Origin of the sequence: Paraburkholderia sp. EG304, assembly GCF_046543485.1 — a bacterium.
In the GTDB taxonomy this organism is placed as follows: Bacteria; Pseudomonadota; Gammaproteobacteria; order Burkholderiales; family Burkholderiaceae; genus Paraburkholderia; species Paraburkholderia youngii.
Genome location: NZ_JBKGUA010000025.1, coordinates 69,452 through 82,169, shown reverse-complemented (window position 1 = coordinate 82,169; position 12,718 = coordinate 69,452). Strand labels below are relative to the sequence as shown.

The window sequence follows — 12,718 nt, the reverse complement described above, 5'->3', positions numbered from 1 at the left end:
GCTCATACCGCTCCGCGTCCGCCCATGCGCGGCCGCCATTGGGTGATCAGGCCGCGTTGCATCGAACGAAGTTCGGTTTCGGAGAACACGTTGATCGAAACGTGGCGCGCGAGGTAATGCTCGAGCACGAGGCCGAACAGATACGGGCTGATGCCTGAGAAGCCGGTTTCATCGACCGTCAGTTCGCAGCGCACGCCACGCCCATAGACGAGCAGTCCGTCGCCCGGCAAGCGACGCACCACCGGTTCGGTGCGAGCACCGACCAATGCCTCGATTTGCCGTGCCTGTTCGCGCTCGCCTGGCGCGATGAAGAGGCCGAGCATGTTGCGCAGCGCCTGGCCGCCGTCGCCGTGGTCGAGGTCGGCGAGCGGCATGTAGTTGAAGCTCAGCTGCCGGATCAGACGCCACGCCGTTTCGCCGCTCGCGTACGGCGCGCGCGGCGCGCTCGGTGCATGCACGAGGCGCACGCCTTCGATCGGCACGGAATCGGACATCGTGAGGTCGGTTTTGCCGTCACGCGGAATCAGGCGCGGCAGGTCACGGTTCGTGACCCACGCCTCGACCGACAGATAGCGGATGTCGTCGGCGTACGGCGCCTCCGCCTGATCGACGAGCGACACGTAGACCTCGGTGCCGATATACGGCGTGCGGGTGCCGTACCTGCGTGCATTTGCCGACAGCGCGCGCTGCTCACGACGCACCGAAAAATAGCGGCCGTGGTTGCCCACATCGCTATGCAGCGTCTGATGAAGCGGATTGAATTCGACTTCGAGCGATGTTTGCGCCCGCTGACCGAATACGCGCGACACCGAAAAAATCTCATAGTCGAGCGGCCGGGTGCGGTCGGCGAGCAGATGAAAATCGGTTTGCGCGCGATTGATTTCCACGCGATCAGTGCGCTTTCGAAACAGGTTGATGACCGGCGTGCAGAACAGCAGGAAACGCGCTGCGTCCACGTGCGCGGCCAGCTCTTCCGGCAGACGGTCGAGCAGCAGCACGATCTCCGCTTCCTTGCTGTCCACGCGCGCGAGACCGGCCGCGAGCTGCGTCAGCGCGAAGAAATAGAAGCGCTGGCGGCATGCGAAGTATTCCTGCAGCAGATTGTGGCCGTGAAATGTATTCCAGGTAAGCGGCAGCAGGCACTGCTCCGCTTGCAGACCTTCGAATTCGACCGAGGTTTTCGCGACCACGTGCCCTTCGTCGCGCGACGCACCATACGCGCGCACGACCGAAGCGACGCTACCGGCATGGATCAGCTCGAACAGGTGCGAAGCGATCCGTTCGTCACCACCGATGTAGATGGGCAGCCGGTCGAAGTTCGTCATCTGGCTGAACTTCACTTCGCCGGTTGTGCGCAGGCGCAGCCGCAACGCGCCGCGCAATTGCACGTGCGGCAACAGATGGCGATCGGTGTCGGGGATATCCGGTGGCACGGCGGTGAGCCGGGCTTCAACGATCTCGATAGGCCATAGCGTGACGTCCTGGCTGCTGCGGAATTCGCATGCGGTTTGCTCGCCTGGCGGGATTGCCGAGCGCAGCATGCTATGCCGGGGCACTTTCAGCCCTTTCGTGAAATCGCCTTCACGCAGGCTCGGACGCAACTGCGCGACGGCGATCGCCGGCGTCGGCGCGACGTAATTCGGATAGACCACTTCGAGCAGGCGCTGCGTAAACCGCGGAAACTCGGCGTCGAGTTTGATCTGTGTGCGAGCCGACATGAAGCAGAATGCCTCGATGAGCCGCTCCACATACGGGTCGGCGACGTCGATGCCCTCCATGCCAAGGCGGCGCGCGATCTTCGGGTGCTGCGCGGCGAACTCGCCGGCCATTTCCCGCATGTACGTCAGTTCGCGGCTGTAGTAGTCGAGGAATTGCGGGTCCATGTCAATTTCCCCTGCCGGTGTCCGCGTCGAACGTGACGTGATTCGTTTCGATGTCGAAAGCGCTCTGGATGCGAAATTCCAAGGGATAGGGCGACCAGCGCATGAGGCCGTGAATCTCGAACACGAGCTGGTTGTAGCGTACTGGGTTCTCGCTATTGAGCGGCCGGATGCGCAGCGACTCGGGAATCAGACGTGGCTCGAAGCGCACGATTGCGTTACGGACCATCTTCTCGACGGTCTCCCAGTTGCGACTGGCGAGGTAGCTTCCGGACAACGCGGGGATGCCGTAATTGACGACCGATTCGGCTAGCATCGGGTAGCGCGCGATGTCCATTTCGTCGTCCAGGTTCGTCGTGTTGAGCAGCAGGCTCAGATCACGCTGGATGATGCGGCGCATGCCTTCGCTGTTCGGCGCATAGGCCTCGGGCCGCTCGCTGCGCCGTGCGGGCGCATCGTCGAGCAGGCGGTCGATCAGCGACGGCATATAGGCTTGCCGGTGCCGCGCGTCGGACCTGGTCATACGTGCTCGTCGTGATTGAACCGGCATTCGCCGATGTCGAGCAAGCCGACGTCGCCCTTGTCGGTGCTCCAGGTTTTCTGGCCGAGCGCGATCACGCCCGTTTCTCCAACGTCTTTCCAGGTAGTTTCGCGCGCGAGCCGGGTGGCAGCGGAGCCAGTTTCCGAGCCGGGATAGCGCACCGGCAGATAGCCGCGCAGGACAGTCGCGTCGCGTAGGCCCACGACGGCCGAGCGCCAGACGAGGTCGGTCAACGCGGTGACCGGACCGAGCGTCAGCGATTTCATCGAGTCGAACGGCACCCAGCGATAACCGCCCGCGACGGTCAGCTCACACACAGGACCCAGCCGGCTGTCGCTATCGGTGAGCCACTCGAATTGGCCGATCTGCGTGCTTTCGCCGCGAGTGGCCGGCGCGGCGTTCAACGCGGCGCCGCGCAGTTCGTCGGCGGCGGCGAGGTTGCCTTCGCCGAACTCGAGATTGGCTTGCAGCAGCGATTTCACCCACTCGGGCAGCGGCTCGATCTCGCCCGGCGTGCGCTGACCCGCGAACACCTCGGCGCGGAACATCTCGCTGCGGATCAGCCCGCGATACATCTGGGCGCTCGACGCACCTTCCGGCTCGAGCGTGGCCCACGTCTGCAACTGCTGTAGCGCGCGGTTCCATTCGCCGTCGAGGCACAACAGCTCGAACAGCAGCCAGCGTTCGCGCAGGTTCGACGGATGCTTGCGTACTTTGTCGATGGTTTGCTGCTTCAGTTCGCCGTAGGTCTGCGCGTCGAGCAGGCTGCTAAGGGTTGGAGTATCCGACTTGGGCAGGTCAGCGGTTATTTTCATCTGAAAATGCAGGCTCTTCGTATTTGATCGATTCAGGCATGGCCATGTGGCTGTCCATGCTCAGCAGGTGATGTTCTTCGCGTGCGAGCAGCGCGGTCCTGCTCGCACGGTGTGCGGGAATTCCGCGCGGCGCGAGCAGTGCGAGGATCTCGTGCGTTTGGTCCGCCTCGAAAACCCGCTCGGCACCGAACGAGTCAAGATCATCTAGCAGGGTGTCGATGTTCTTCCCCTTCGTCAGCAGGTCGAACACGGAGGTTTCCATTTGCGACGGATCGACAAGTTCGGCGAATGGATCGGGAGATGACCCGATGATCGGCTCGCTCTGAGCTTCGGCCGACGCCTTGGGCTCGGGCGCGTTCCCGCTTTTCTGGTTCAGCAGCGCGTCACGGTATTCGAGCGTGAGCGCGGCGAGCGGGTCCGCTTCATCGATGTCGGCTGCCAGAAGCTTTGCCATGCCGTCGTGTCCGCCGTGTTCTGCTGGATGCGGTTCGCGCCGCGACGGCAGCGGATCGTCATCGTTCTCGTCGGCTAGTGCGATCAGGTCGCCGAAGTCATCCGGTTTCGTGAGCACGGGCTCGATCCGGGCCGCGGGCGAATTCGCGCTCGACGGTGGTGTCGGGACAGAGTCTTCAGGCGCGTTCGCTTTTTCGAGATGCGGGTTCATCAACAAATCGGGCATAGGCTGAAAGTCGGGATGCGCGTTCGGAACAGCGTCAGACGAACACGCCACGCCGGCGCGACCGTTTCGCGAAACGGCGCGAACGAGCGCGAGAGACTGGATGGTTCGTGCGAACGTCCTGAGCGCACTCGCTTCGAAAGGCGAATGGTCCCAGCGAGCGTGATATCCCGTCATGGCTTGGCCGGTATGCAATGGCGAATCAGATCCGACTGTAAAGCGCGCATTGTTAAAGGACTCTCCCGACGCGGAAATAAAAGGAACACCAACTAAACTGCGGGCTGGCATCTGGCAGAGGTGAATGCTACTTCGCGCACCTCGAGCGGAATATGGGCGACGGCCCAAATACAAGTAGCGATCGACCGGCTATCCTTTGTCGCTCGATCAGTGTGGCCAGCACGCTTTTTCGGACACCTGCTCGCGGAATGCCGGATGCCACGGCAGAGCCACGCCTTTTCGCAACAAATATCTTTACCTGCAACTTCATCATGTCCATTTCACGCCACGCGTTGTTCGGCAAGCTCGGTGCGACGCTTTTCAGGAGCATCGAATCCGCTACGGCGTTTTCCAAGCTGCGCGGCAACCCGTATATCGAACTGGTGCACTGGCTGCACCAACTGCTCGCGCAGTCCGATAGCGATCTGCACCGCATCGTCAGACACTGCGGCATCAGCCGCGAGCTGCTCGAGCGCGACCTGCAGAGGGCACTTGCCGCGCTGCCGTCCGGCGCGAGCGCGCTCACGGATTTTTCGCATCATGTCGAGATGGCAATCGAGCGCGCGTGGATCGTCGCGACGCTGGCATTCGGCGACGGGCGGATTCGCGGTGCATGGCTGATGGCGGCGCTGGTCGAGACGCCGGAATTGCGGCGCTTGCTGCTGGCCATTTCGCCGGAGTTCGGCAAGATTGGCGTCGACGGCCTTCACGATGCGTTGCCGGCGTGGATCGACGGTTCCCCCGAAGAGAAGGACACCCCGTACGACAAGAGCGACTTTTCGTCCGCGGTGCCGGGCGAGGCGTCCGGTGCGCTCGCAGCATCGGCGAAGGGCGCGGCACTGGCGCAGTTTTGCGCGGATCTGACCGCACGCGCGCGCGCCGGTGAAATCGATCCGGTGGTTGGCCGCGAAGTCGAGATTCGCACGATGATCGACGTGCTGGTGCGGCGGCGTCAAAATAATCCGCTTCTGACCGGCGACGCCGGGGTTGGCAAGACGGCGGTCGTCGAAGGGCTCGCGCGCGCGATCGCGGCGGGCGAAGTTCCGCCGAAACTCGCCGACGTGCGGCTGTTGAGCCTCGACGTGGGTGCGCTGCTTGCCGGCGCGAGCATGAAGGGCGAATTCGAGGCCAGGCTGAAGTCGGTACTCGAGGAGGCGGCGAAGTCGGCGACGCCGGTCGTGCTGTTCGTCGACGAGATTCACACGCTGATCGGCGCAGGCGGTCAGGCCGGCACCGGCGACGCGGCAAACCTGCTGAAACCGGCGCTCGCCCGCGGCACGTTGCGCACGATCGGCGCGACGACGTGGGCCGAGTACAAGCGGCACATCGAGAAAGACCCGGCGCTCACGCGGCGCTTTCAGGTGCTGCAGATCGCCGAGCCCGACGAGCCGTGCGCGATCGATATGGTCCGCGGACTCGCGCGCACGCTCGCGAGCCATCATGGAGTCGTACTTCTCGACGAAGCGATTCGCGCAGCCGTGACACTGTCGCATCGCTATATTCCGTCGCGTCAGTTGCCGGACAAGGCGATCAGCCTGCTCGACACCGCCTGCGCGCGCGTTGCGCTATCGCAGCACGCGCCACCGCGCGAATTGCAGCGAATTCGCGAGCGGTTGCAAGCCGCGCGCGTCGAAGCCGGGCTGCTCGGTAACGAGGTGCGTATCGGGCTTGGCAGCGAGACCGAGCTGGCCGACGTCAACGCGGCCATCGCAACGCTCGAGTTCGAGGAACGTGTTGTCGAAGCCGCCTGGCAGACCCAGTCGGAGGCGGCGAAGGCGCTCGCTGGCGCACGCGAGGCCGTGAGCGCGCGAGCCGCAGAAGGCGGCCCTGAGCCCGACGCGCGCGATAGCGCGGCGAGCGAGCTGCAGACGTTGCGCGAACTGGAGCGGACGTTATCGAACCTGCAGGCGGATGCGCCATTCGTGTTTCCGGAAGTCGGCGAAGCGATCGTCGCCGACATCGTCTCCGACTGGACCGGTATTCCCGTCGGACGCATGCTCACCGACGAGGTCAGCGCCGTTCAGAGGCTGCCCGCCACGCTGGCGGCGCGCGTGATCGGCCAGCACGACGCGTTGCAGCAAATCGGCGAACGCGTGCAGACGGCGCGCGCCGGGCTCGCGGACCCGCGTAAGCCACTCGGCGTCTTCCTTCTCGCGGGACCGTCCGGCGTCGGCAAGACGGAGACCGCGCTCGCGTTGGCGGAGGCGCTCTACGGCGGCGAGCAGAATCTCATCACGATCAACATGAGCGAATACCAGGAGGCGCATACGGTCTCGGGACTCAAGGGCGCGCCGCCGGGCTACGTCGGCTACGGCGAGGGCGGCGTGCTGACCGAAGCGGTGCGCCGACGTCCGTACTCGGTCGTGCTGCTCGACGAGATTGAAAAGGCGCACGGCGACGTGCACGAAATGTTCTACCAGGTGCTGGACAAGGGCTACATGGAAGACGGCGATGGTCGCTATATCGATTTCCGCAATACGACCATCCTGATGACCAGCAATGTCGGCGCCGATCTGAGCGCGAGCCTATGCGCGGACGAAATGCTTGCGCCGGATTTTGACGGTCTGCGTTCCGCGCTTGCGACAGAATTGCTGAAGGCGTTTCCGGCCGCCTTCCTCGGGCGCGTGACGCTGGTGCCGTATCGTCCGCTGGGCTCGGATTCGCTCGCGCGGATCGTGCGTTTGCATCTCGATCGAGTCGTTCGGCGCATCGCGGGCAACAACGGCATCGCGCTGAGTTATGCGTCGGAGGTGGTCGACTACATCGTCGGGCGCTGCCTCGTGCAGGAGACCGGTGCGCGTCTTTTGATCGGCTTTATCGAACAGCACGTGCTGCCGCGCCTCGCACGGCAGTGGCTCGATGCATTTGCAGCGAAAAGCGCGCTCACGCATATGACGATCGAGGTGACCGATCCGGCTGCGGCGCCTGCTGACGCGCTCGTGGTCCGGGCTAGCTAGCCGCTGACGCATGCTCCGGGCTTATTCAGGTTTGTTGACGAAAATGAACGGCGGCGGGCCATTCAATCGATGCATCTCGCAAACAGTTTTAATTGGCATTTTTTTTGCATAGCAATAGCGCTGGCATTTGACATCGTTTCCACATCATGCATGCCCAATGCCATGCGGCATGATCGCCAGATCGTCGGAAATCGCCAATCGAAGGGAATCCTTAAAAAGTACTCGCGCTACTTGATCGGAATAGTCTATAAAGACAAAAAGGTCCGCATCATGCGCATGTCTTTCATACAGTATGAATGCATGTGCCCACTCGGCATGCGGTCATGGTAGATTTTCAGCGCTGCCATGCTAATCGTATGCGCCATCCATAGCGGGCAACCATAGGTCGAAATCCGTTACGCCTTTCAATTGCAACCGGAATGACTGGAGAACAACAATGCTCTTCTTTAATGATGGTTTCACATTCCCGAATTTTCTGGCCGACGTTTTCTCCATCTTCATCTTTATTCTGTGGTTCTGGCTGTTGATCACGGTGTCGAGTGACCTGTTCCGCCGTCATGACGTGTCCGGATGGGGCAAGGTTCTGTGGGTAATTTTCCTGATCATCCTGCCGTATATCGGCATCTTCGCGTATCTGCTCACGCAACATCGCGGCATGGCGGAACGCGATCAGGCGCGGGCCAAGCAGGTGCGCGAAGATCTGCGCAATGTGGTGGGCTTCAGTGTCGCCGACGAAATCGAGAAGCTCGACAAGCTGAAAGCGTCCGGTTCCATTTCCGCGGACGAGCACTCGCGTCTGCGCGCGAAGCTCGTGCAGTAAGCGTCGGTTACCTGAGTGCAGCCATCGGCGAGCGGGCACACAGCCCGTGTCGCCTTGGCTTATGCACGGTGAGGTTTTGCCGATCGACGCGCGATCGAACGTAACGGGAGGAACCATGCTTACCCGAGTCGCCCACGTTCGAAACGCTGTTGCGCGTACCGCACGCACGCCACTGGTTTTGCGCCGCGCCGCGCTCACGTGCGTGACGGCGTTGATGCTCGCGGCTTGCGCGCAACCGTGGCAGCAATTCCAGGCTGGCCAGGATCAAGCGGCGATCATCGCCCGCATGGGTCCGCCGCGCGAAACCTATGACCTGCCCGGAGGCGGCCGCCGGCTGATGTGGCCGACCCAGCCGATGGGGTCGACCACGGTCGCCGCCGACATCGACGCTTCAGGCAAGATCGTGAGCGTGCGGCAAGTGTTGCAGTTGAGCGAATTCAATCGCGCGGAAATCGGCAAATGGACGCGCGAGGATGTGCTGACCAATTTCGGCCGCCCCGTGCAGACGCAGTTTTTCCGGCTCTCGCAACGCGAAGTCTGGTCGTACCGCTACATCGAAAACAACATCAACCACATGCTGTTCAATTTCGCGTTCGACACCAATGGCGTGTTGCGCGCGACGCAGCGCTCGCCCGATCCATTGAGGGATCGCGATTGGCGACGATTCTGAACCGCGCTCTATAGCAACGACTCAATTGGCATGATCGACAGCATCCATACACCGAGCCGCGCGTACCACGTCGTGTTCGGTTCGGTGTTGTGGCGGGTTTCGACACCGTCGTTGGTTTCGATCCAGTACAACTTGCCGTTGGCGTCGAGATGCACTGCGTACGCGACTGTCGGCAGCAGCGCGAGAAATTTGCGATCGACCCGCGTCGCGAGATCGGGGCTGTCGATCACGAGGCCAAGCTCGGTATTCAGATGCGCGGAGCGCGGATCGAAGTTGAACGAACCGACGAAAACCCGCTGGGAATCGACGATGAAAGTTTTCGCATGCAAGCTCGATCCGGAACTGCCGAACGGCCCCGGCGACTGTTCTTTCTTCTGGGTGACGCCCGCCACGCGCCGCAATTCATACAGGTGCACGCCGTCTTGCAGCAACTCGACGCGCCGCCTGATATAGCCCGAGTGCACGGCGGCGACATCGGTCGCTTCGAGCGCGTTCGTCAACACGCGTACATCCACTCCCTGGGCGGCGAGGCCGCTCAGATACTGCGTGCCCGTATTCGCCGGCACGAAGTAGGGCGAGACGAGGTCGAGCGACTTCGTCGGCTGGCCCATCACTTCGCGTAGCTGGTGCGGAATCAGCGCTTCCGGCGGCGCGTCGTTCAGGCCTTTCGCGGGGTCGTCGCTGATCATCTTCGTTTTGGCCCAATCGAGCGGCAGCTTGTGATCGAGCAGGTTCTGCACGACGCGCGGACCGCGCAGCGCTTCCTTGTACTCCGCGGCGGCGGGGTCCTGTTCGATCGCCTGCGCATCACGCTCCAGCGTGGCCAGCTCATCGACGCTCTCGTGCGGCAGGATCTTGTCGACCGGATACGCCGACGCGCTGGCCCAGTAGCGGTCGAAATCGCGCGACACGTCGGCCGCGGCCGGTCCGATCGCGAGGACATCGAGGTCGGCGAACACGACGCCGTCGGTGGCATCGAAGTACTCGTCGCCGATGTTGCGGCCGCCGAGGATCGTCGCGGTGGCGTCGGCGGTCAGGGACTTGTTGTGCATGCGCCGATTGGCGCGCGAAAAGTCGGTTACGAAGCCAAGGAATTTCGGGCTGCGCACGACGAACGGGTTGAACAGGCGTACCTCGATGTTCGGATGCGAGTTGAGCGCCGAGAGTGTCGGGTCGAGCGCGGACGCGATGCCGAGATCGTCGAGCAGCAGGCGCACCCGCACGCCCCGGTCCGCCGCTTCGTGGATCTGTTCGAGCAGCAGCGTGCCGGTCAGATCGTCGCGCCAGATGTAGTACTGGATGTCGAGCGTGCGTTGCGCGGAACGGATCAGGTCCATGCGCGCGGCAAACGCAACATGCGCATCCGCGAGCGGATAAATGCCCGCGAGCCCCGCATGCGCGGCCAGCTCGGGCGCGACCGCGCGACCGAGATCCGTGGTGGCCGCGACCGCGGGAGATAATGCATGCGACTCCTTGCGGTCCTCGAGCGACGGTAACCGTGCGCAGCCGGCGAGCAGGCTTGCGCACAGAAGCGCGCACAGCGCGCCCTTCCATCGACGATGCGGGAACGACGGGTGGTATGTCTGCGCTTGCATGGAGTCCGGGTCTTCCTTTGGGTCGCGCGTTCTTGCACGCAGCTTGCATTGGTTGAGAAGAATACTATGAGCGCATGCCCATCGGTGCGCCGCCCGCCGCTCTTGTTGCGCCAGGCGCTTTGTCCGATGATACGGGCAGGCTGCGCGAATTCGAACGGGGGCCAACCCGGCCGCGCATCGGCCTCAAGAGGCGTAAAGGTCCGGTTCACGGCGCCTTCGAGCGTTTCGCCCCACTGTGGAGTCGAGCAACGTGAAGATCTCCCGCTTGCTGCTGGCTAGCGTGCTGCTTTTCGTGGCGGGCAGCGTGCTGCAGATGATATGGCCGCTCGCGCAGCCGGCCGCGTATCACCACTTCGCCGATCAGCGCTCGCTGGGGCCGCTGCAGCATGCGGCGGACGTGCTGTCGAACGTCGTCATTCTGATCGCCGGCGTGCTCTGTTTGCGCTGGGTCATGCGGCATGCGTCGAACCAGCCGGCGCAATTCCCCGGCATGGTCGTCGCCGCGGTCGGGCTGCTGTTCACCGCGTTCGGTTCCGCTTACTACCACATGGCGCCGAACGACGAGACGCTCGTCTGGGATCGCCTGCCGATGACGATCGTGTTCGCCGGCATCCTCGCGATGCTATGGACGTCGTGGAGCGGACAGCGCGTCGGCTGGGCGCCGATGCTGATCATGGTGGTCGTGTCGCCCGCCACCGTCGGCTACTGGCTGGTGTTCAACAGCCTGTGGCCTTACGCGATTCTTCAGTTCGGCGGGCTCATGCTGATCGTCGGCATGACGCTCACGCGCAAGGTGGACGGCGTGATCGCATGGACGCTCGTGATCGTCTTCTACGGGGTCGCGAAAATTTTCGAAGGCCTCGATTGGCAGATATGGGAGCTCACGCATCACGTGATCGCCGGCCATGCGTTGAAGCATGTGTCGAGCGGTCTCGCCGGCGCGTCGATGATTCTGGTCGCGAACGCGGCGCCGCGCTCCGTTGCGGGCATCGTGCCGCGCCGGCCGGGCGGCATCGGGCATTCGGGTACGCCGCGTTGAAGCCGCGTCACGGCGCAGTGACGCGGCCTGCGGCCGATGTTACTGCGGTTCGTACCACGAATACGTCGCCAACGTGCTCACCGGCGGTGTGCCGATCTGCAGCGTGATGTCGCGCAACGACGTCAGTTGGATATTGCGCAAGTCGCCCATATAGCGGCGCGAGTCGCCGTTGTCGTTGATATACGCGACCACGTCGCCCATGATGCCCGCGACGTTCGTACTCGTCAGCGGCTCGCCCCAGATATCGAAGAAGTCGCCGAGCGTATAGGTTTTTTGGTCCGGTGCTTCGATATGGATGATGCCGGTGTTGTCGTGCGTGTGCATCTCATACGTGCATTGCGACAGGATGCCGACGTTCGCCGGCAATGCGAGCCACTGCCCGTCCTTGATGATCGCGAGGTGCGCGTGCACGTGATACAGCACACTCATGTTCGGCGCGCAGGTCAGGCCATCGACAGGCGTGCCGTTGCCGCCCGTCGACGTCGTGCCGTTCGGCCAGAACGACGAGCCGACCACGCCTCCGAAGACGAGCGTGATCGGGTTCGGGTCGAACGGCGGCGGATCGGTCCACGTATAAGTGGGCACTTGTGTGACTGGCGTGCCGACCATGATCGTGATTTCGTCGTGCGGCTTGAGCACGAGGCTCGCGGGGTCGCCCGTGTATTGCGTGAGCGTGCCGCCGTCGTTCACATAGATCGCGATCGGCGAGGCGGTCAGGCCGGCCACGTTCGACGCACTCAGCGGCTCGCCCCAGATCGAGAAGAACTGGCCGAGCGTGTAGGTGGCGCCGGTCGTCGCGTCCATATGGATCTTGCCGCTCGAATCGACCGTGTGCACCGGATATGCGCAGCCAGTCGGCGCGGAGACGGTCGGCTGGACCATGCCGATGTTGGGCGGCAGCGTCAGGAGTTGCCCGTTCTGGTAAATCGAGACGTGCGCATAGGTGTACGCGGTGCTGCGCAACCCGCAGTTCAGTCCGCCGACAGGCTGACCTGTACCGCCCGTTGCCGTGGCGCCCGCGGGCCAGATGGCGGCGCCGAGTGTCGTGCCGTCGATGATCGGCGTCGCGGCGGCGAGCTTGGGCGTCGTCGCGCTTGCGTCCGATGCGCCCGACGGGCTCGACGCAGGAGTTGGACTCGATGCCGGTGTCGGACTCGACGCGGGCGTTGGACTCGATGCGGGGGTGGTTGCTCCGGCTGCGCCGTTCGAGCCGGTGCCGCCCGGCTCCGCGCCGCTGCCGCCACCTCCGCCGCCACAAGCGGACAATGTCCAGATCAGACCCAATGCAAGGAATCGCGACCCCAGCCGTTGCAGCATCTCGTTCTCCATGCCGTGAATTGAGAGGGATGCGTGCAGCGGACATCGCGCACAGACCTTGTGCGGACATCGCACCGCGACGCGCGGCGCGGGCTTCGCTGCGTGGATTTGACCAAGCGCTACCACCGCGTGGCGCAGGCGCTCGCGTCGGATCACGTCAGGTGGTTGAAACCGATTAAAACAGCGTAACAG

Annotated in this window: 10 protein-coding genes; 4 read left to right on the top strand and 6 right to left on the bottom strand. The window is 63.4% G+C overall.

Features of this window, described 5'->3' with window-relative positions; genetic code table 11:
- Positions 1-2: 2 nt before the first annotated feature.
- The 4 genes from tssF to ACLFKU_RS26415 are packed head-to-tail and all read right to left on the bottom strand — an operon-like array spanning position 3 to position 4,200.
- Entirely contained in the window at positions 3-1,883 is a 1,881-nt protein-coding gene (tssF, locus tag ACLFKU_RS26430) for a type VI secretion system baseplate subunit TssF (RefSeq protein WP_410851043.1), read from the bottom strand.
- 1 nt (position 1,884) lies between these two features.
- Entirely contained in the window at positions 1,885-2,403 is a 519-nt protein-coding gene (gene tssE, locus ACLFKU_RS26425; protein ID WP_368582591.1) for a type VI secretion system baseplate subunit TssE, read from the bottom strand.
- On the bottom strand, positions 2,400-3,236 hold the full coding sequence (locus ACLFKU_RS26420) for a type VI secretion system accessory protein TagJ (RefSeq protein WP_410851042.1): 837 nt from the start codon (positions 3,234-3,236) through the stop codon (positions 2,400-2,402). Before ACLFKU_RS26420 ends, tssE begins: the two co-directional genes overlap by 4 nt.
- Complete coding sequence (locus ACLFKU_RS26415) at positions 3,220-4,200, bottom strand: TagK domain-containing protein (RefSeq protein ID WP_410851041.1); 981 nt, start codon at positions 4,198-4,200, stop codon at positions 3,220-3,222. The genes ACLFKU_RS26420 and ACLFKU_RS26415 overlap by 17 nt, the downstream gene beginning before the upstream one ends.
- 200 nt (positions 4,201-4,400) lie before the next feature.
- Between ACLFKU_RS26415 and tssH the strand changes: the two genes are divergently transcribed.
- The 3 genes from tssH (at position 4,401) to ACLFKU_RS26400 (ending at position 8,575) form a co-directional block, all read left to right on the top strand.
- Positions 4,401-7,085, top strand: a complete 2,685-nt coding sequence (gene tssH / locus ACLFKU_RS26410) for a type VI secretion system ATPase TssH (RefSeq protein ID WP_410851040.1) — start codon at positions 4,401-4,403, stop codon at positions 7,083-7,085.
- A gap of 436 nt (positions 7,086-7,521) precedes the next feature.
- Entirely contained in the window at positions 7,522-7,905 is a 384-nt protein-coding gene (locus ACLFKU_RS26405; RefSeq protein ID WP_013093882.1) for a PLDc N-terminal domain-containing protein, read from the top strand.
- Between the two features lie 115 nt (positions 7,906-8,020).
- The gene (locus ACLFKU_RS26400) at positions 8,021-8,575 is read left to right on the top strand and encodes a hypothetical protein (protein ID WP_410851039.1); all 555 of its coding nucleotides are present in this window, start codon (positions 8,021-8,023) and stop codon (positions 8,573-8,575) included.
- Positions 8,576-8,583: 8 nt separating this feature from the next.
- On the opposite strand, the gene ACLFKU_RS26395 is transcribed toward ACLFKU_RS26400, so the two are convergent.
- Positions 8,584-10,170 (bottom strand): phospholipase D family protein, encoded by a 1,587-nt coding sequence (locus ACLFKU_RS26395; RefSeq protein ID WP_368582586.1) that lies wholly within the window; start codon positions 10,168-10,170, stop codon positions 8,584-8,586.
- A 250-nt stretch (positions 10,171-10,420) separates the two neighbouring features.
- Between ACLFKU_RS26395 and ACLFKU_RS26390 the strand changes: the two genes are divergently transcribed.
- Entirely contained in the window at positions 10,421-11,209 is a 789-nt protein-coding gene (locus ACLFKU_RS26390; RefSeq protein ID WP_410851038.1) for a hypothetical protein, read from the top strand.
- A gap of 39 nt (positions 11,210-11,248) precedes the next feature.
- Here ACLFKU_RS26390 and ACLFKU_RS26385 read toward each other — a convergent pair whose 3' ends face one another.
- Positions 11,249-12,526 (bottom strand): hypothetical protein, encoded by a 1,278-nt coding sequence (locus tag ACLFKU_RS26385; RefSeq protein ID WP_410851037.1) that lies wholly within the window; start codon positions 12,524-12,526, stop codon positions 11,249-11,251.
- Positions 12,527-12,718: the final 192 nt, after the last annotated feature.

Bases quoted from the DNA above. Each gene is read 5' to 3' on its own strand.
- ACLFKU_RS26415 (WP_410851041.1), bottom strand. From the start codon at position 4,200: ATGCCAGCCCGCAGTTTAGTTGGTGTTCCTTTTATTTCCGCGTCGGGA.
- ACLFKU_RS26420 (WP_410851042.1), bottom strand. From the start codon at position 3,236: ATGAAAATAACCGCTGACCTGCCCAAGTCGGATACTCCAACCCTTAGC.
- tssF (WP_410851043.1), bottom strand. From the start codon at position 1,883: ATGGACCCGCAATTCCTCGACTACTACAGCCGCGAACTGACGTACATG.
- tssH (WP_410851040.1), top strand. From the start codon at position 4,401: ATGTCCATTTCACGCCACGCGTTGTTCGGCAAGCTCGGTGCGACGCTT.
- ACLFKU_RS26385 (WP_410851037.1), bottom strand. From the start codon at position 12,526: ATGCTGCAACGGCTGGGGTCGCGATTCCTTGCATTGGGTCTGATCTGG.
- ACLFKU_RS26400 (WP_410851039.1), top strand. From the start codon at position 8,021: ATGCTTACCCGAGTCGCCCACGTTCGAAACGCTGTTGCGCGTACCGCA.
- ACLFKU_RS26405 (WP_013093882.1), top strand. From the start codon at position 7,522: ATGCTCTTCTTTAATGATGGTTTCACATTCCCGAATTTTCTGGCCGAC.
- ACLFKU_RS26395 (WP_368582586.1), bottom strand. From the start codon at position 10,170: ATGCAAGCGCAGACATACCACCCGTCGTTCCCGCATCGTCGATGGAAG.
- tssE (WP_368582591.1), bottom strand. From the start codon at position 2,403: ATGACCAGGTCCGACGCGCGGCACCGGCAAGCCTATATGCCGTCGCTG.